An 18,502-nucleotide genomic window follows, 5' to 3' on the forward strand; every position below is an offset into this window, starting at 1 on the left:
GGGTTCCGGCCGGTTCCGCCGGAACCGGCCGGCCCTACTGGTTCATCGTGAAGTGCAGCGTGTCGTTGAGGAACGGGATCACCAGCCACGGCTTCGGCTGGGCCATCATCGCGAGCAGCACGATGGCGAGGCCCATCCCGCCGTAGGTGGCGATGTCCGTGAACCGCGAGCGCACCGCGAGCATGCCGACACCGGGCAGCACCCAGCGCAGCACGGCACCGGCCAGCAGGCCGACGCCGATCAGCAGCAACCCGGCGCGGAAGACGTCGAGCGCGGTCAGCAGCAGGCCGAGCGCGACCGTTCCCAGGACGACGAGCATCGGCCACTGCCGGGCGGGCGCCGGGGCGCCGCCCGGCGCGGCCCGGCCGCCGCCCTCGGGACGCGCGGTGTCCTTGGTGAACAGCGGGAAGCGGCGCGTGGCGCGCCGCGGGCGACCCTGCGCGTCGGGCGCGCTCACCGCGTCGCGGGCGGTGGGTTCCGCGTGGTCGTGGGTGTCCTCAGCCGGCACTGCGCTCCGCCGCCTCGACCACGTTGACGAGCAGCTGCGCACGGGTCATCGGGCCCACGCCGCCCGGGTTCGGGGAGATCCAGCCGGCCACCTCGGCGACCCCGGGGTGGACATCGCCGACGATCTTGCCCTCGGCGCTGCGGGAGACGCCGACGTCGAGCACCGCGGCGCCCGGCTTGACGTCCTCGGGCCGCACGAGATGGGCGGACCCGGCGGCGGCGACGATGATGTCCGCGCGCCGCAGATGGGTGGAGAGGTCACGGGTGCCGGTGTGGCACTGGGTCACCGTGGCGTTCTCGCTGCGGCGGGTGAGCAGCAGCGGCATCGGGCGGCCGATGGTCACGCCGCGGCCGACGACCACGACCTCGGCGCCCTTGATCTCCACGCCGTGGCTGCGCAGCAGGGTGAGCACGCCGTTGGGGGTGCAGGGCAGCGGGGCCGGCTCGTTCAGGACCAGCCGCCCGAGGTTCATCGGGTGGAGGCCGTCGGCGTCCTTGTCGGGGTCCATCAGTTCGAGGATGCGGTTCTCGTCGATGCCCTTGGGCAGCGGCAGCTGCACGATGTAGCCGGTGCAGGCCGGGTCCTCGTTCAGCTCGCGGACGACCGCCTCGATCTCGTCCTGGGTGGCGGTGGCGGGCAGCTCGCGCTGGATGGAGGCGATGCCGACCTGCGCGCAGTCGCGGTGCTTGCCGGCGACGTACTTCTGGCTGCCGGGGTCGTCCCCGACGAGGATCGTGCCGAGGCCGGGCGTGACGCCCTTCTCCTTCAGCGCCGCCACGCGGGCGGTCAGATCGGACTTGATCGCTGCTGCGGTGGCCTTGCCATCGAGAATCTGGGCGGTCATGCCCCCCATCCTCGCGGATGACCGCCCTCGGGTTCCAATCAGGGGGCGCCTCGTCCTTTTGCCCCGGCTTCCAGCAAGATCGCCGATGTTGCACTTGCACAACACCTGCGGAATGCGGCTGGACAAGGACTTGTCTGGCCTACCACGATGAACGGCGCAGTATCGCGGTCCGTGGTGGGGGGCAAACCGCTCGATCTCTGACGTTCCTCCGCGCATGCCGCGTCGTCCCCGGCAGTGCAACGGAGGAACAACGACCATGAGTTTCGGCTCGCCCCAGAACCCGTACGGTCAGCCCCAGAACCCGCAGAACCCTTACGGGCAGCCGCAGAACCCGCAGAACCCCTACGGTCAGCCGCAGAACCCCCAGCCGGGCTACGGCTACCCCCAGCAGCAGCCCCAGCCGGGCTACGGCTACCCGCAGGCCCCGGGCGTCCCGCACCAGCAGGGCCCCGGCTACCCGCCCCAGGGCTACCAGCAGGGTTACGGCGTCCAGCCGCCCTACGCCCACTGGGGCCTGCGCTTCCTGGGCACGATCGTGGACGGCCTCGTGTTCGCCGTGCCCTACATCCTCATCATCGTCGGCGGCAGCCAGAAGATCGCCGCGCTGACCGTCATCGGCTTCCTCGCCATCATCGGGCTGGCGATCTGGCAGTTGATCCAGGAGGGCCGCACCGGGCAGACCATCGGCAAGAAGACGGTCGGCATCCGGCTGGTGAAGGAGGACTCCGGCCAGCCGCTCGGCGTGGGCATGGCCTTCGTCCGCCGCATCGCGCACTTCCTGGACAGCCTGGCGTGCTACCTGGGCTGGCTGTGGCCGCTGTGGGACTCGAAGAAGCAGACGTTCGCCGACAAGGTCTGCTCCTCCATCGTGATCCGCTCCAACTGACCGCACCGGTCGGCGTCTTCACGCCAAACACCGCCGAGGGCCGTGTCTCACCCGCACGAGGGGGACACGGCCCCGTCGTGTCGTCCTAGGCTGGCCGTGGTAGCCGTCGGGCACGGGGAGACGCAGCTTGTACAGCATCATCGTGGTACCTCCGCCGACCACGGAGGACGACCGCCACCGCACCCAGATCCGGCTCGCCCCCGGCGAGCGCCTCACCTTCGGGCGATCCGCGCCCGGCAACGACCTGGCGATCCCGCACGAAGGGGTCTCGCGCCGGGCCGGCGCGATCGGCGCCCAGGGCGCGTTCTGGACGCTCAGCAACCTCTCCGCCCACCAGACGTACGTCGTGGAGAACCCGGAGGGGGCGGGCGAGCACATCAAGGTCGGACCGGGCCGGCTGGACGCCCCGGTGCCGTTCGAGTTCTCCCGGATCGTGCTGCCCGCCGCGGGCGACCTGCTGTCGGTCGAGGTGTGGGCCCCGCGCCACGACTATCTGCGCGACGGCGCGGGCGCGGACGGCGACACCACGGCCCCGGCGTTCTCCGTCGACCGCACCAAGCGCTACTTCGCGGTGCTGGCCGCGCTGTGCGAGCCCCGGCTGCGCGGCGCCCCGCACGCCCCGCTGCCCACCGTCGACCAGGTCGTCGAACGGCTGCGCCCCGGCTGGCCGGCCGCCTCCCGCACCACCGTGCAGTGGAACATCGACTACCTGGCCGTGAAGCTGCGCCTCAAACCCGGCCCCGAGACCGCCGACCCGGGCCCGCGCCTCAACGGCAAGAAGGAGTCCCTGGTCTCCCTTGCGCTCCGCTTCGACCTGGTGCGCGAGGACGACCTGATCGTGCTCGCCGCCGCGTCCGGCCGCCGGGTGACACGGTGACCGAGCCGTACGCCGTCCCGGTGCCCAAGGGCTACCGGGTCGGTGTCTGGGAGGTGCGCGAGCCGATCGCCACCGGCGCCTTCGGCAGCGTCTACGCGGGGCGCCGCACCGGTGACGGCGAGGGGCTGCCGCGCACGGCCGCCCTGAAGTTCATGCCGACCGGCACGGACACCCCGCGCCAGCTGGCCCACCTGCGCGAACTGGTGCAGCGGGAGATCGAGTTGTACCGCCGGCTGACGCGCCCGCGGCTGATCCGGCTGTACCAGATCCTCGTCGTCGACGACCCGGGGACCCCCGCCCTCGACGGCGCCACCGTCCTCGTCCTGGAACGCGCCGAGCGCTCCCTGTCCGCCCTGCTCGCCACCGCGCCGCGCCCGGCCACCGGGCCCACGCTGCTCGCCCAGATCTGCGAGGGGCTGGCCCAGCTGCACCGCGCGGGCTGGGTGCACGGCGATCTGAAGCCCGCCAACGTGCTGCTGATGGCGGACGGTTCGGCCCGGCTCGCGGACTTCAACATGGCCGCCGAGCTGGAAGGCACCCACGCCTACACACCCGCCTTCTCCACCCCCGACTACACGCCGCCGGAGCTGCTGTGGGCGGAGATCGGCGAACGCGGCCGCCGGATCCGCCCGTCCGCCGACGTGTGGGCCTTCGGTGTGCTGGCCCACCTTGTGCTCACCGGTTCCTTCCCGCTGCCCGGCGGCACCCCGAGCGCCCGTCGCGACGCGGCCGCCGCCTACGCCCGCGGCCATGACGAGCTGCGGCTCGCGCCCGAACTCTCGGACGCCTGGCGGGAGATCGTGCGGGACTGTCTGTCCCGTACGCACGCCGACCGGATCGACACCGAGACGCTGCTGCGCCGGATCGGGGCGGCGGCCGGCACCCCGCCGTCCGGGCGGGTGCCCACCCGGACGCGCCGCCTGTCCGCCCGGCTGTCGCGGCGCACGGCCGTGCTGGCCGCCGCGCTGGCCACGGTCGTCGTGGCGGGCCTCGGTTACGGCGTCGCCTCCCGGGGCGGCGAAGGCGACCGGGCCGGCGGCGGGGCGACGGCGCACACGCCCGCTCCGTACGGCCCCGAGTTCCTGCGCACCGACCGGGACATCCCGTCGGCGTACCGGCTGCTCATCATCGAGACGGCGCACGACTGCGACCAGCCGCCCGTCACACCGGTCCTGATCGCCGCCATGCTGAAGGTGGAGAGCGACTTCGACCCCGATCTGTCCGACCCGGAGAAGGACGAGTACGGCATCGCCCGCTGGACACCGAGCGTGCTGCGCTGGTGGATGAACGAGGACGGCACGCCCGGCGAGACCGTGCCCTCGCCGCCGTTCCCGCCGGCCGAGTCCGTCCCGGCGATGGGCCGTTACCTCTGCTGGATCGCCCCGCGCCTGGACGCGGACCTCCCCGGTGACCGGCGCGTCCTGGTCGCCGCCGCCTACCGGACCTCGTGGGACCGCGTGAACAAGGCCGGCGGGGTGCCGGCGAAGTACCGCGACTACGCCCGGCGGATCGCGCACTACCTCGGAGAGTACGCGCCGGCCCGCTAGGCAGGAGGCCCCCGCACGGTCCGGCCGCGACCGGCCCCGACACCGACCCTGAGACCTCCGAGGTACCCCCTCCACCCCGCGTGCCCGATGGTGTGAGTGCCGCACCGGAGACGGGCGGCACGGGGGAAACCATGGGAGACGGGGGGCCGTTCCATGAGGCGTACGTTCGCTTCGTCGCTGTGTGCGGTGGTGGCGCTCACGGGGGTCGTCACTGCCGGATGCGGCCAGGACCGGCCCCCCGTCCCCGCCACGGACCGCCCCGCACTGCTGAGCTGGCGGCAGGAGCTGCGCGTCACCGACGCCCAGCAGCGCCTGACCGCCCGGTGCATGGCACGGCACGGCTTCGCCTTCTGGGAGGACCGCACCCTGAGCCTGCGGGAGAGCAGGCCGGTGCGCTACGTCCAGGACGACGTGGCGTGGGCGCGGGAGTTCGGGTACGGAGGGCGCATCGACGCGAAGAACGCGCGGACCCACGCCCACAACCCGAACGGCGCCTACCGCGCCGGTCTCTCCCCGTCCCGGCGCGCCGCGTTCGACGCCGCGCTCGACGGCGGCGCCGACTCCCGTCCGCTGACCGCCCCGCTGCCGGGCGGCGGGGAGATCCGCAAGCGCCTCGGCGGCTGCACGGAGGAGGCCGAGCGCACGCTGTACGGCGACCCGGCCGTCTGGTTCCGCACCGGCAAGGTCGCCACGGGCGTGAACGCGCTGTACACCGGACAGCTCATGAAGGACCGCCGGCTGACCGCGGCGGTGCGGGCCTGGGCCCGCTGCATGAAGGACGCGGGACAGCCCTACGAGGACCCCTGGGCGGCGCGCGACGCCGTCGTGTCCGACACCGCCCGGCTGGGCGCGGCCCGCGCCGACGAGGCGTTCGCCGCCGAGCGCGAGACGGCCGTCGCGGACGCGACCTGCGCCCGGAAGACCTCGCTGCGCGCGGTGGCCTCGGCGAGGGAGACGTACTACGCGGACCGGCTGCGCGGCCGGTACGGCAAGGACATCGACACGTACCGGCGGCTCGGCCGAGAGGCGTACGACCGCGCGGTCCACATCGTTCCGGAGCGCGGCTGACCACTGCGCCCCGGACGCTCCACACCGGCTCCACACGAAACGAGGGGAAACCATCATGCGCAAGCTCACCGCCACCGCGGCGGTCCTGGGGCTCACCGCCCTGGCCGTCGTCGTACCGGTCACCGCCTCACAGGCGGCCGGCAACTCCGCGCTCGGCCCCGTCTGCGACAGCAAGTGGGGTGCGCGCAACGGCAACATGTACGCCTGGCAGGACCTGGACTGCTCGGGCACCCTGCTGATCACGACCCCGGGGAACAGCACCTACTGGGGCGCCGGCGCCACCGACAGGGCCACCTCGGTCATGAACCGCGGCTTCCTCGGCGGCAACGACGTCGTCAAGTTCTACGAGGACATCAACTGGGGCGGCGGCCACGCCTGTCTGCTGCCCGGCGAGCTGTACGCCGACAACCTCACCGACAACACGTTCAGCAACGGCGTCGGGGTGAACGACCGCATCACCTCGCACCAGTGGGTGACGCGGAGCGCCTGCTCCGCGCTGCTGACCTGACGGTCCGCCCGCACGACCGGTCCGGCCGCCCCCAGGGGACGGCCGGACCGGTCACGTCGGGTCGGACGGGAGGTGCGGCTCAGTGGAAGAAGTGGCGCGTGCCCGTGAAGTACATGGTCACGCCGGCCTTCTCCGCGGCCTCGACGACCAGCTCGTCACGGACCGAACCGCCCGGCTGCACCACGGCCTTGACCCCGGCTGCGGTGAGGATCTCCAGACCGTCCGGGAACGGGAAGAAGGCGTCCGAGGCGGCGTACGCACCGCGCGCCCGCTCCTCGCCCGCCCGCTCGACGGCCAGCTTCGCGGAGTCGACGCGGTTGACCTGGCCCATGCCGACGCCGACCGAGGCGCCGTCCTTGGCGAGCAGGATCGCGTTGGACTTCACGGCCCGGCACGCCTTCCAGGCGAAGGCCAGCTCGGCCAGCTCGTCGGCGCTCAGCGCCTCGCCGGTGGCCAGCGTCCAGTGGGCCGGGTCGTCGCCGTCGGCCTGGAGCCGGTCGGTGACCTGGAGCAGCACGCCGCCGTCCACGGGCTTGACCTCGACGGGGTTGGCGGGGGCGCCGGGGGCCTTCAGCACCCGGATGTTCTTCTTCCTGGCCAGGGCCTCCAGCGCGCCGTCCTCGTAGTCGGGCGCGACGATGACCTCGGTGAAGATCTCGGCGACCTGCTCGGCCATCTCCTTGCTCACCGGCCGGTTGACGGCGATGACCCCGCCGAACGCGGACAGCGGGTCGCAGGCGTGCGCCTTGCGGTGCGCCTCGGCGACGTCCGCCGCGACCGCGATGCCGCAGGGGTTGGCGTGCTTGATGATCGCGACGCAGGGCTCGTCGTGGTCGTACGCGGCACGGCGCGCGGCGTCCGTGTCCGTGTAGTTGTTGTACGACATCTCCTTGCCGTGCAGCTGCTCGGCCTTCGCGAGGCCACCGCCGCTGCCGTCGACGTAGAGGGCCGCGGGCTGGTGCGGGTTCTCGCCGTAGCGCAGGGTGTTCTCGCGCTCCCAGGTGGCGCCGAGGAAGTCGGGGAAGACCGACTCGTCCACGGGCGCGTAGGAGGACGCGAACCAGGAGGCGACCGCCACGTCGTAGGCGGCCGTGTGCCGGAACGCCTCGGCGGCCAGCCGCTTGCGGGTGGTGAGGTCGAAGCCGCCGCCCTGGACCGCGGCGAGGACGTCGGCGTACCGCTCGGGGCTGGTGACCACGGCCACGGACGGGTGGTTCTTGGCGGCGGCGCGCACCATGGAGGGCCCGCCGATGTCGATCTGCTCGACGCACTCGTCGGGCGAGGCACCGGAGGCGACGGTCTCGCGGAACGGGTAGAGGTTGACGACGACGAGGTCGAACGGCTCGACGCCCAGCTCCTGGAGCTGCTCGCGGTGGTCCTCCAGGCGCAGGTCGGCCAGGATGCCGGCGTGCACCTTGGGGTGCAGGGTCTTGACCCGGCCGTCCAGGCACTCGGGGAAGCCGGTCAGCTCCTCGACCTTGGTGACGGGGACACCGGTGGCGGCGATGCGGGAGGCGGTGGAGCCGGTGGAGACGAGCTGGACGCCCGCCTCGTGCAGCCCGCGGGCGAGGTCCTCGAGCCCGGTCTTGTCGTAGACGCTGACGAGCGCCCGGCGAATCGGCCGCTTGTTGCTGTCGGCGGTCACTGGATAACTACCTTTCGTCCCTCAATGCGATAGCCGTTGCGGGCGAGCAGCCCCACGACCTCGACGAGCAGCCTTCGCTCGACTTCCTTGATGCGCTCGTGCAGAGCGCTCTCGTCGTCCTCGTCCCGGACCTCGACCACGCCCTGGGCGATGATCGGGCCGGTGTCGACGCCGTCGTCGACGAAGTGGACGGTGCAGCCGGTGACCTTCGCGCCGTACGCGAGCGCGTCCCGCACGCCGTGGGCCCCGGGGAAACTGGGCAGCAGGGCCGGGTGCGTGTTCACGAACCGCCCGCCGAACCGGGCCAGGAACTCCTTGCCCACGATCTTCATGAACCCGGCGGAGACCACGAGGTCGGGCTCGTACGCCGCGACGGCCCCGGCGAGGGCGGCGTCCCACTCCTCGCGGCTCGCGTGGTCCTTGACCCGCACGACGAAGGTCGGCAGTCCGGCCCGCTCGGCCCTCGCCAGCCCCTCGATGCCGTCACGGTCGGCGCCGACGGCGACGATCTCGGCGCCGTAGTCCCCGGCACCGGTCGCGTCGATCGCGTCGAGGAGCGCCTGGAGGTTGGTGCCGGATCCGGAGACCAGCACGACGAGGCGCTTGGCCACGGGCTTGGCGGCCACGATGGGGCCCTTTCTCGGGGGAGCGTCGGTACGGCGGCCGGGCCCGTACGACGGCCGGCGTTCGCCGTTTGGACGTTCGTACGAGTGCTTCGCGCCCCGGGATACGGGGAAGTCTACGAAGCGGTCGGCCGTCAGCAACGATACCGGCACACCGGACGGCCCCCACGGGACGGGGGCGTGGCCGGAAGGTAGCGTCTGGGTGGGAGCGGGTCCGGGAACGCGGTGGCCGTGCGGTGCGTTCACCGGTGAGAAGCTCCTGCCGGACAGGCCGTACCAGCCGTACTCACCTAGGGGAAGACGCTCACTTGATGCCGGACCGCAACTCGCGACTCCTCACGTTCCCCCCGCAGCCGGTGCAGGGAGCCGTGCGTGACGCCCTGCTGCGGCGGGAGCGGCCGGCCTCCCCTCCGGACGCGCCCTCGGGCGGGAAGGGCGACGGGGGACAGGGCGGTGCGGGCCAGGACGACAATCCCTTCGCCGCGCCGCCGGAGGGCACCCCGGACAGCCCGTGGCAGCCCCGGCGCCCGGCGGGCGACGACGACTCGACGCCTCCGCCGGAGAACTCCTCGCCGTGGGGCAGCCAGTGGAGCGACCGCCAGCCCGGCCGCTCCTCCGGCGGCGGCTTCGGCGAGCGCCCCGGCCGGAACCCCGAGGGGCCGGAGGGCCGACCGGGAGGGCCCGGCGGACCTGGAGGCCCCGGCGGCCCCGGCGGCAACATGCGCTGGGACCCGACGGACCCCGCCCAGCGCCGGGCGCGCTACGCCCTGCTGAGCGGCATGTGGGCCTTCTTCTTCGCCCTGTTCAGCTGGCCGTACGTGGCCCTGCTGCTCGGTGCGCTCGCCCTGTACTGGGGCGGCAGCGCCCTGCGCATGAAGCCCCGCCCGCCGCAGCCCGGCACCCCCGAGCAGCCCGGCCGTCCCCAGACGACGGCGGCGGTGACGGGCCTGGTCACCGCGACCCTGGCCCTGGCCCTGGTGGCCACGGCCTTCACGGCCCAGCTGGTCTACCGCGACTACTACACGTGTGTGAACGACGCCCTGACCACCCAGTCCAAGCACGCCTGCCAGGACCTCCTCCCCAAGGACCTGAGGGGCTTCCTGGGAGCGGGCAGCTGAACCGGTCCGGCCGTGCGTCCGCCGGAACCAGCCGGTCTCCGAACTCCGGGGGAGCGCGGAGTCCGCGCCCCGGATCGACCCACGGCGTCGAGCTGTCCCGGTAGCCGGCCCGGCAAGCGCCCGCTCACTCCATGCCGCGTCTGCCGGGCGCCCAGAACGGCTTGGTGAGCACCGAACGCCGGTCCCAGCCCGCCTCCTTCACCAGCACCCGCCGCACCTCCTGCACGGTCCGCGCCTCACCGGCGACGTACGCGGCGCCGCCCGGCCCGGGAGCCAGCCGCCGCACCACCTCGGGCAGGGAGTCCTCGCCCCGGATCAGCCAGTCGAGCCGGTCGGCGTGGGCGAGGGGCAGCCGGTCCGCGGCCGTCCCGGTCTCGACGCACCCGGAGATCCGCGCGTCCGCGGGCAGTGCCGCGAGCATCGCGCCGAAGGCGACCGACGCCGTCTCGTCCCCGACGAAGACGTGGTGCGACGCCTCCGGGCGCAGCACGAACGTGCCCTCCGGGCGGCCGAGGCGCACCTCGTCGCCCACCGCGGCCCCGTGCCCCCAGCGCGCCCCCGGCCCGGCGCCGGGATGGTCCAGCACGCACAGCTCGACGGCGCCCGCCGGGTCGTGGCGCCACACGGAGTACGTCCGCCGGGTCAGCCCGGAACCCACATGGACGCGCACCTGCTGCCCCGGGCGCACGGCGAGGCCGGCGAGCCCCGGGCCCTCGATGCGCAGCAGCCGCATCCGGCCGGCGAAGGGCTCGGCGGCGGTGACGGTGCCGCGCACCGTCAGCAGGTCGAGAACGGGATCGAGCAGAGCGGGCACGTACGGCTCCTCGGGGCTGAATCGGGGGTGATTCGGGGTCAACTCGTGGAAGAGGAAGGGGGGTTGGCGGCAACGGGCCGAACGCGACAGTACGCGTTTCCCGCCGGACGCGACAGTGCGTGATGCGGCGCCCCGGTCGTTTGCACCTTCGCGGATCGTTCACGTTCCGCGGTGATCGCACACGCCGACCGCGTCGAGGTCCGGTTCTTCCCCTGTTCGACCGCATTTCCCGTGACGCGTCACACTTCCGGTCGCCCCTTGCGCATGCAATCCCGGCCAGGGGGCAGGTGCATCCGGTCCTCGACAGTCACACACGCGTGACACACGGGCACCGACCAGGAAGGGAAGGCATCACCGAACATGGCGGACAGAACGGAACGACAGGCGCGGGCGACGATCCACGCGGACGGAGCATGGCGGGAAGCCGTCTCCGGCGCGACGCGCGAGATCATCGACCCCGCGGACGCCGTCCCGTTCGCCGTGGTCGCGGAGGGCGACGAGGAGGACGCGGACCGCGCGGTCGCCGCGGCCCGCCACGCCTTCGACACGGGCCCCTGGCCGCACACCCCCGTCGCCGAGCGCGCCGCCCTGCTGCGCCGCGTCGCCGACCTCCTCGTCCGCGACCGCGAGGCGCTCGGCCTCCTGGAGAGCCGCGACGCGGGCAAGACCGTGGAGGAGGGCCGCGTCGACGTCGACTGCGTCGCCGACGCCTTCCGCTACTTCGCCGGCCTCGTTACGGCCGAGGCACCCGGCCGGGTCGTCGACGCCGGGAACTCCGACGTGCACAGCGTCGTCGTCCATGAACCCGTCGGCGTCTGCGCGCTGATCACTCCCTGGAACTACCCCCTCCTCCAGGCCAGTTGGAAGATCGCGCCGGCCCTCGCCGCCGGAAACACCTTGGTGGTCAAGCCCAGTGAGATCACCCCGCTGACCACGATCGCGCTCGTCGCGCTGCTCGCCGAGGCGGGTCTGCCCGACGGCGTCGCCAATCTCGTCACGGGCCCCGGCCGCACCGTCGGCGCCCGGCTGGCCGAACACCCCGGCGTCGACCTGGTCTCCTTCACCGGCGGCCTGGCCAGCGGCGTCGAGGTCGCCCGGGCCGCCGCCCCGACCGTCAAGAAGGTCGCCCTCGAACTCGGCGGCAAGAACCCCAACGTCGTCTTCGCCGACGCCTGCGCCACCGACGAGGGCTTCGACACCGCCGTCGACCAGGCGCTCAACGCCGCGTTCGTGCACAGCGGCCAGGTCTGCTCGGCCGGTTCCCGGCTCATCGTCGAGGAGCCGCTGCGGGAGCGCTTCGTCGCCGAACTCGCCCGCAGGGCGGGCCGCATCCGCCTCGGCCGCGGCAGCGAGGAGGGCGTGGAGTGCGGCCCGCTCGTCTCCGAGGAGCAGCGTGCCAAGGTCGAGGCGTACGTCGCCTGCGCCCTCGCCGAGGGCGCCGTGCTGCGCTCCGGCGGACGGCGCCCCGATCCCTCGCCCCGGCGGCCCGCCGACGGCTACTTCTACGAGCCGACCGTCCTCGACCAGTGCCACCGCGGGATGAGGGTCGTCCGCGAGGAGGTCTTCGGGCCCGTCCTCACCGTCGAGACCTTCCGCACCGAGGACGAGGCCGTACGTCTCGCCAACGACACCGAGTACGGCCTCGCCGGCGCCGTCTGGACCGCCGACCCCGGCCGCGCCCGCAGGGTCGCCGCCCGGCTGCGCCACGGCACCGTCTGGATCAACGACTTCCACCCCTACCTGCCGCAGGCGGAATGGGGCGGCTTCGGCAGGAGCGGCACAGGGCGTGAACTCGGGCCCGCCGGTCTCGCCGAGTACCGCGAGACCAAGCACGTCTACCAGAACCTGGCGCCCAGGCCGGTCCGCTGGTTCGCGGGCTGACCCCCGAGCCCGCCCCCAGCCGACCCCCCACCCGGCCTTCGACCCCCGGAGCGACCCCTCATGGCCGACACCCCCCACACACCCCGCACCCCGCACACGTACGACTACGTCGTGATCGGCGGCGGCACCGCGGGCTCCGTCATAGCCTCCCGCCTCACCGAGGACCCCGGCGTCACCGTCGCCGTCGTCGAGGGCGGCCCCAGCGACGTCGGCCGCGACGACGTCCTCACCCTGCGCCGCTGGACGGGCCTGCTCGGCGGCGAACTGGACTACGACTACCCGATCACCGAACAGCCGCGCGGCAACTCCCACATCCGGCACAGCCGCGCCCGCGTCCTCGGCGGCTGCTCCTCCCACAACACCCTGATCGCGTTCAAGCCGCTGCCGTCCGACTGGGACGAGTGGGAGGCGGCCGGCGCCACGGGCTGGGGCTCGGTCCCCATGGAGGCGTACTACGCCCGGCTGCTCAACCACATCGTTCCGGTCGACGAGAAGGACCGCAACGCCATCGCCCGCGACTTCGTCGACGCGGCCCAGGAGGCGCTGGGCGTACCCCGTGTCGAGGGCTTCAACCGGCAGCCGTTCACCGAGGGCGTCGGCTTCTTCGACCTCGCCTACCACCCCGAGGACAACAAGCGTTCGTCGGCGTCGGTGGCGTACCTGCACCCGGTGATGGACGAGCGGCCCAACCTCACGATCCTGCTGGAGACGTGGGCGTACCGGCTGGAACTCGACGGCACCCGGGCCGAGGGCGTGCACGTGCGGACCAAGGACGGCGAGGAACTGCTGCTGCGGGCCCGCGGCGAGGTCCTGCTGTGCGCGGGCGCCGTCGACTCGCCGCGGCTGCTGCTGCACTCGGGCATCGGCCCCCGCAAGGACCTGGAGGCGCTCGGCCTCCCGGTCGCGCACGATCTGCCCGGGGTCGGCGAGAACCTGCTCGACCACCCCGAGTCGGTGATCGTCTGGGAGACCCACGGCCCCCTCCCGGAGAACTCCGCGATGGACTCCGACGCGGGCCTCTTCGTGCGCCGCGACCCCCGGCGGGCGGGTCCGGACCTGATGTTCCACTTCTACCAGATCCCCTTCACGGACAACCCGGAGCGCCTCGGCTACCGGCGGCCCGAGTTCGGCGTCTCCATGACCCCGAACGTCCCCAAGCCGAGGTCCCGCGGCCGCCTCTACCTGACCAGCGCCGACCCGGCCGTCAAACCCGCCCTGGACTTCCGGTACTTCACCGACGAGGACGACCACGACGGCCGCACCCTCGTCGACGGCATCCGCATCGCCCGCGAGATCGCGCGGACCGAACCTCTGGCGGGCTGGCTCGAGCGCGAGGTCTGTCCCGGCCCGGAGGTCCTCGGCGACGCGGAGCTGAGCGAGTACGCCCGCAAGGCCGCCCACACCGTCTACCACCCCGCGGGCACCTGCCGGATGGGTGCCGCCGACGACGAACAGGCGGTCGTGGACCCCGAGTTGAGGATCAGGGGGCTCGACGGAATCCGGATCGCCGACGCCTCCGTCTTCCCGACCATGCCCGCCGTCAACCCGATGATCGGGGTGCTGATGGTCGGCGAGCGGGCCGTGGACCTGATCGGAGGCGGTGCGCGATGAGTACGGCGACCGAGGCTACCGGGGGGACCGGGGCGACCGGCGGTCCCGTCTTCGCCGTGGACGGCCTGTGGAAGGTGTTCGGACCCGGGGCCGACCGGGTCCCCGGCGACAGCGGCCTCGCCGCGCTGGAACCGGCCGAGCTGCGCGCCCGCACCGGCTGCACGGCCGCCGTCCGCGACGTCTCCTTCGACGTCCGCAAGGGCGAGGTCTTCGTCGTCATGGGCCTGTCGGGCTCCGGCAAGTCCACGCTCGTGCGCTGCCTCACCCGGCTGATCGAGCCCACCGCGGGCACCATCGCCATCGACGGCGAGGACGTCCGCGCCATGGACCGCGCCCGGCTGCGCGAACTGCGCCGCCACCGCGCCGCGATGGTCTTCCAGCACTTCGGGCTGCTCCCGCACCGCACGGTCCTCGACAACGTGGCCTACGGCCTGGAGATCCAGGGCGTCGGCAGGGCGGAGCGGCGCGAGCGGGCCGCCGAGGTCGTCGCCAAGGTCGGCCTCGACGGCATGGAGAAACGCCGGCCCGCCCAGCTCTCCGGCGGTCAGCGCCAGCGCGTCGGCCTCGCCCGCGCCCTCGCCGTCGACCCCGAGGTCCTGCTGTTCGACGAGCCGTTCAGCGCGCTCGACCCGCTGATCCGGCGCGACATGCAGGACGAGGTGGCGCGGCTGCACGACGAGGAGGGCCGCACGATGGTCTTCGTCACGCACGACCTCGCCGAGGCCCTGAAGCTCGGCGACCGCATCGCCCTCATGCGGGACGGCCGGGTGGTCCAGCTCGGCACCCCGGAGGAGATCGTCGCCTCCCCGGCCGACGACTACGTCCGCGAGTTCGTCCGCGACGTCCCCCGCGAACAGGTCCTGACGGTGCGCACGGCGATGCGTCCCGCGTCCGCGGCGGAGACCGGCGCCGGCCCCGCCGTACGCCCGGACGCCACCGTCGCGGAGGCGATCGAGGCGGTGGCCCGTGCGGGCGCCCCCGCACGTGTGATGGACGACGGCGCCTGTCTGGGGGTCGTGGACCACGAGCGCCTGCTCGGCGTGGTCGCCGGCGTCACCGCGGGCGGGCGCGACGGCGGACCGGCACGGGCGGGCACCGCCCCGGAGGGGGTCTGATGGCGACGCTCACCGTCCCCGGGCTGCGGGCGGGCGCCCCCCGGGTGCTGCGGAGCCGGGCCGTGGCGAAGCTTCTCCTCCTCGCCCTGTTCGCCGCGGTCCTCCTCCCCGTGCTGCACGGCCGCAGCTGGCCCGACGGGCTGACGGTCGGTCTCGCCAAGCCCCTGACCGCCGCCGGCGACTGGATCGTCGACAACCGGGACAGCCACCCCCTGTTCCTCTACTTCCTCGGCCACGTCAGCAACGCGGTCGTGCTCTGCGTACGCGTTGTCTACCTCGGCCTCCTGGCCGCGGGCTGGGCCGGTGTCACCGCGCTCGGCGCCCTCGTCGCCTGGCGGGTCGCAGGCGCCCGGCTCGCCGCCGGCACCGCCGCCGCCCTCCTGGCCTGCGGCGCGCTCGGCATGTGGATCCCGACGATGCAGACCCTCGCCCTGATGGCGGTCGCCGTCCTGGCCTCCGTCGTCGTCGGCGTGCTCCTCGGTCTCGCCGCCGGGCTCTCCGACCGCGCGGACCGCGCCCTGCGCCCGGTCCTGGACACCATGCAGGTGCTGCCGGCCTTCGCCTACCTCCTCCCCGTCGTGCTGGTCTTCGGCATCGGTGTCCCCGCCGCGGTCCTCGCGACCGTCGTCTACGCCGCCCCGCCCATGGCCCGCCTCACCGCGCTCGGCCTGCGCGGCGCCGACCCGGAGGTCCTGGAGGCCGTGGAGTCGCTGGGCGCCACCGCACGCCAGCGGCTGCTGACCGCCCGCGTCCCGCTGGCCCGCGAGGAACTCCTCCTCGGCCTCAACCAGACGATCATGATGGCGCTGTCCATGGCCGTCATCGCGTCGGTCATCGGCGCCGGCGGCCTCGGCGACCGCGTCTACCAGGCGCTCGCCTCCGTCGACGTCGGCGCGGCCCTCGCCGCCGGCATCCCGATCGTGCTGCTCGCCGTCGTCCTGGACCGTGTGACCGCCGCGGCGGGCGCGGGCACCACCACGGACGAGGGCGGCGGCGCGGGCGGCCCGCACGGCGCCGGGGCCGGACGGCTGCACGGCGCCGGGGCCCGCTGGGCGTACGGGGCCGTCGCCACCGTCGCCGTCGCCCTGGCGGCCCGGCTGCTGGGCCGGCTCGGCTGGCCCGACTCCTGGACCGTGGACGTCGCCGGGCCGGTCGACCGCGCCGTCGACTGGATGACCGACCACCTCTACACCGGCGTCCCGTACCTCGGCGGCACCGCCGACTGGGCCGGCCGCTTCACCACCTGGGTCCTCGACCCGCTGCGCGACGGCCTCCAGTGGCTGCCCTGGTGGTCCGTGCTGCTGGTCGTGGCCGCCCTCGCCTGGCTGATCGGCACCTGGCGCACCGCCCTGACCGCCGTCCTCGCCATGGCCGCGATCGGGGTGCTCGGCGTCTGGGAGCCGTCCCTCGACACGCTCTCCCAGGTGCTCGCCGCCGTCGCCGTCACCCTCGTGCTCGGCTTCGCGACCGGCATCGCCGCGGCCCGCAGCGAGCGCGTCGACCGGGTCCTGCGGCCCGTCCTGGACGTGTTCCAGACGATGCCGCAGTTCGTGTACCTGATCCCGGTCGTCGCCCTGTTCGGCGTCGGCCGCGCCCCCGCCGTCGCCGCGGCCGTCGTCTACGCCCTCCCGGCGGTCGTCCGCATCACCGCGCAGGGCCTGCGGCAGGTGGACCCGGCCGCGCTGGAGTCCGCGCGCTCGCTCGGCGCGACCGGGCGCCAGCAGCTGTGGCAGGTCCAGCTCCCGCTCGCCCGGCGGTCGCTGCTGCTCGCCGTCAACCAGGGTGTGGTCCTGGTCCTCGCCGTCGTCATCATCGGCGGCCTGGTCGGCGGCGGTGCGCTCGGCTACGACGTCGTCTTCGGCCTCGCCCAGGGTGACCTGGCGACGGGACTGGTGGCCGGCGCGGCCATCGTCTGCCTCGGCCTGGTCCTGGACCGGGTGACCCAGCCGACCCGGCGCCGTGCGCGGAAGGGAGCCTGACATGCGCCGTACGACGATCACGGCGGCCGTGGCCGTCCTCGCCCTGACCACCGGCTGCGGTGCCGCCGACATGACGAAGCAGGCGTCGCCGTTCGCCAACGCCCGGGGCGCGCGGACGGTCACCCTCTCCGTGCAGTCCTGGGTGGGCGCGCAGGCCAACGTCGCCGTCGCCCAGTACCTCCTGGAGCACGAGCTCGGCTATCGCGTCGACACCGTCCAGGTCGACGAGGTCCCCGCCTGGGACGCGCTCAGCCAGGGCCGCGTCGACGCGATCCTGGAGGACTGGGGCCACCCGGACCAGGAGAAGCGGTACGTCGACGACAAGCACACCATCGCCCGCGCCGGCGGCCTCGGGGTGACCGGGCACATCGGCTGGTACGTGCCGACCTACCTGGCGAAGCAGCACCCCGACATCACCGACTGGAAGAACCTGGACACGTACGCGTCCCTCTTCCGCACCGCGGAGAGCGGCGGCAAGGGCCAGCTGCTGGACGGCTCCCCGTCGTACGTCACCAACGACAAGGCGCTGGTGCGGAACCTGAAGCTGGACTACCAGGTGGTGTTCGCCGGTTCGGAGGCCGCGCAGATCACCCAGATGAAACAGTTCGCCAAGGAGCACAAGCCCTTCCTGACGTACTGGTACGCGCCGCAGTGGCTGTTCGAGAAGGTGCCCATGACGGAGGTGCGGCTGCCGCCCTACGAGGAGGGCTGCGACGCCGACGCGGCGAAGGTGGCCTGCGCCTATCCGCACACCCCGCTCCAGAAGTACCTCAACGCGGACTTCGCGCGGGACGGCGGGCGGGCGGCGGCCCTGCTGAAGCGGTTCCGGTGGACGACCGAGGACCAGAACGAGGTCTCGCTGATGATCGCCGACCAGAAGCTGACCCCGGCGCAGGCGGCGAAGAAGTGGGTGGACAGCCACGGGACGACATGGCGGGCGTGGCTGTCCTGACCCGGGGTGTCAGTGCCGGGCGCCGGGCTGGTAGTGGCCCGGCGTCATCCGGGTGCTCACGCCGAAGCGGTTCCACGCGTTGATCACGGTGATCGCGGCGATCAGCTGCGCCAGCTCGGTCTCCTCGAACTGCTTCGCCGCGCGCTCGTACACGTCGTCGGGCACGAAGCCCTCGGTGAGCACGGTGATCGCCTCGGTGAGCTCGATCGCGGCGAGTTCCTTCTCCGTGTAGAAGTGCCGTGACTCCTCCCAGGCGCTGAGCTGCACGATCCGCTCGACGGTCTCGCCTGCCGCGAGGGCGTCCTTGGTGTGCATGTCGAGGCAGAAGGCGCAGTGGTTGAGCTGCGAGGCGCGGATCTTGACCAGCTCGTACAGCGTGGGGTCGAGGCCCTGCCGGGCGGCGGTGTCGAGCCGGATCATCGCCTTGTAGACGTCCGGGACGAGCTGGGCCAGCTGGAGGCGGGGGGCGGTCTCGGGGGCGTACCCGGGGGTTTCCCGAGCGGTCCTGTCCTGTGTGGTCATGTCG

Annotated in this window: 17 protein-coding genes; 11 read left to right on the plus strand and 6 right to left on the minus strand. The window is 73.4% G+C overall.

Annotation, left to right across the window (positions count from 1 at the left end; all coding sequences use genetic code 11):
• Window positions 1-34: 34 nt before the first annotated feature.
• Window positions 35-508, minus strand: coding sequence for a DUF3017 domain-containing protein (locus tag AB0F77_RS09550; RefSeq protein ID WP_361944083.1), 474 nt, complete (start codon window positions 506-508; stop codon window positions 35-37).
• On the minus strand, window positions 498-1,352 hold the full coding sequence (locus AB0F77_RS09555; RefSeq protein WP_361944086.1) for a bifunctional methylenetetrahydrofolate dehydrogenase/methenyltetrahydrofolate cyclohydrolase: 855 nt from the start codon (window positions 1,350-1,352) through the stop codon (window positions 498-500). Before AB0F77_RS09555 ends, AB0F77_RS09550 begins: the two co-directional genes overlap by 11 nt.
• Before the next feature lie 256 nt (window positions 1,353-1,608).
• On the opposite strand from AB0F77_RS09555, the gene AB0F77_RS09560 reads away from it, so the two are divergent.
• The 5 genes from AB0F77_RS09560 to AB0F77_RS09580 all read left to right on the plus strand — a co-directional run bounded on the left by AB0F77_RS09560 (window position 1,609) and on the right by AB0F77_RS09580 (window position 6,238).
• A complete protein-coding gene (locus tag AB0F77_RS09560; RefSeq protein ID WP_361944089.1) occupies window positions 1,609-2,238 on the plus strand; it encodes an RDD family protein in 630 nt (209 codons plus the stop codon).
• Between the two features lie 127 nt (window positions 2,239-2,365).
• Window positions 2,366-3,115, plus strand: coding sequence for an FHA domain-containing protein (locus tag AB0F77_RS09565; protein WP_361944092.1), 750 nt, complete (start codon window positions 2,366-2,368; stop codon window positions 3,113-3,115).
• On the plus strand, window positions 3,112-4,662 hold the full coding sequence (locus AB0F77_RS09570; RefSeq protein WP_361944095.1) for a protein kinase: 1,551 nt from the start codon (window positions 3,112-3,114) through the stop codon (window positions 4,660-4,662). The genes AB0F77_RS09565 and AB0F77_RS09570 overlap by 4 nt, the downstream gene beginning before the upstream one ends.
• A 153-nt stretch (window positions 4,663-4,815) precedes the next feature.
• Window positions 4,816-5,730 carry a hypothetical protein gene (locus AB0F77_RS09575; RefSeq protein WP_361944098.1) on the plus strand — a complete coding sequence of 305 codons (915 nt, stop codon included), beginning with the start codon at window positions 4,816-4,818 and terminating at the stop codon, window positions 5,728-5,730.
• Window positions 5,731-5,785: 55 nt separating this feature from the next.
• Complete coding sequence (locus AB0F77_RS09580; RefSeq protein WP_361944101.1) at window positions 5,786-6,238, plus strand: peptidase inhibitor family I36 protein; 453 nt, start codon at window positions 5,786-5,788, stop codon at window positions 6,236-6,238.
• A 79-nt stretch (window positions 6,239-6,317) separates the two neighbouring features.
• Here AB0F77_RS09580 and purH read toward each other — a convergent pair whose 3' ends face one another.
• A complete protein-coding gene (gene purH / locus AB0F77_RS09585) occupies window positions 6,318-7,883 on the minus strand; it encodes a bifunctional phosphoribosylaminoimidazolecarboxamide formyltransferase/IMP cyclohydrolase (protein WP_361944103.1) in 1,566 nt (521 codons plus the stop codon).
• Entirely contained in the window at window positions 7,880-8,509 is a 630-nt protein-coding gene (purN, locus tag AB0F77_RS09590) for a phosphoribosylglycinamide formyltransferase (RefSeq protein WP_361944106.1), read from the minus strand. The genes purH and purN overlap by 4 nt, the downstream gene beginning before the upstream one ends.
• 308 nt (window positions 8,510-8,817) lie before the next feature.
• Between purN and AB0F77_RS09595 the strand changes: the two genes are divergently transcribed.
• Window positions 8,818-9,624 (plus strand): hypothetical protein, encoded by an 807-nt coding sequence (locus tag AB0F77_RS09595; protein ID WP_361944109.1) that lies wholly within the window; start codon window positions 8,818-8,820, stop codon window positions 9,622-9,624.
• Between the two features lie 124 nt (window positions 9,625-9,748).
• Here AB0F77_RS09595 and AB0F77_RS09600 read toward each other — a convergent pair whose 3' ends face one another.
• Complete coding sequence (locus tag AB0F77_RS09600; protein WP_361944112.1) at window positions 9,749-10,438, minus strand: siderophore-interacting protein; 690 nt, start codon at window positions 10,436-10,438, stop codon at window positions 9,749-9,751.
• Between the two features lie 360 nt (window positions 10,439-10,798).
• Between AB0F77_RS09600 and AB0F77_RS09605 the strand changes: the two genes are divergently transcribed.
• Genes AB0F77_RS09605 through AB0F77_RS09625 form a run of 5 tightly spaced genes read left to right on the plus strand, consistent with a single transcriptional unit; the run spans window position 10,799 to window position 17,976 of the window.
• Window positions 10,799-12,319, plus strand: a complete 1,521-nt coding sequence (locus AB0F77_RS09605) for an aldehyde dehydrogenase family protein (RefSeq protein WP_361944115.1) — start codon at window positions 10,799-10,801, stop codon at window positions 12,317-12,319.
• A 60-nt stretch (window positions 12,320-12,379) separates the two neighbouring features.
• Window positions 12,380-13,930: a GMC oxidoreductase gene (locus AB0F77_RS09610; protein ID WP_361944118.1), complete on the plus strand. Its 1,551-nt coding sequence runs from the start codon at window positions 12,380-12,382 to the stop codon at window positions 13,928-13,930.
• Window positions 13,927-15,045, plus strand: coding sequence for a glycine betaine/L-proline ABC transporter ATP-binding protein (locus AB0F77_RS09615; protein WP_361944121.1), 1,119 nt, complete (start codon window positions 13,927-13,929; stop codon window positions 15,043-15,045). The genes AB0F77_RS09610 and AB0F77_RS09615 overlap by 4 nt, the downstream gene beginning before the upstream one ends.
• Complete coding sequence (locus tag AB0F77_RS09620) at window positions 15,045-17,024, plus strand: ABC transporter permease subunit (RefSeq protein WP_361944124.1); 1,980 nt, start codon at window positions 15,045-15,047, stop codon at window positions 17,022-17,024. Before AB0F77_RS09615 ends, AB0F77_RS09620 begins: the two co-directional genes overlap by 1 nt.
• 1 nt (window position 17,025) lies before the next feature.
• Window positions 17,026-17,976 (plus strand): ABC transporter substrate-binding protein, encoded by a 951-nt coding sequence (locus AB0F77_RS09625; protein WP_361944127.1) that lies wholly within the window; start codon window positions 17,026-17,028, stop codon window positions 17,974-17,976.
• Between the two features lie 9 nt (window positions 17,977-17,985).
• On the opposite strand, the gene AB0F77_RS09630 is transcribed toward AB0F77_RS09625, so the two are convergent.
• On the minus strand, window positions 17,986-18,498 hold the full coding sequence (locus AB0F77_RS09630; RefSeq protein ID WP_361944130.1) for a carboxymuconolactone decarboxylase family protein: 513 nt from the start codon (window positions 18,496-18,498) through the stop codon (window positions 17,986-17,988).
• Between the last annotated feature and the right edge of the window lie 4 nt (window positions 18,499-18,502).

The organism is Streptomyces sp. NPDC026672, from assembly GCF_040638185.1.
Classification (GTDB): domain Bacteria; phylum Actinomycetota; class Actinomycetes; order Streptomycetales; family Streptomycetaceae; genus Streptomyces.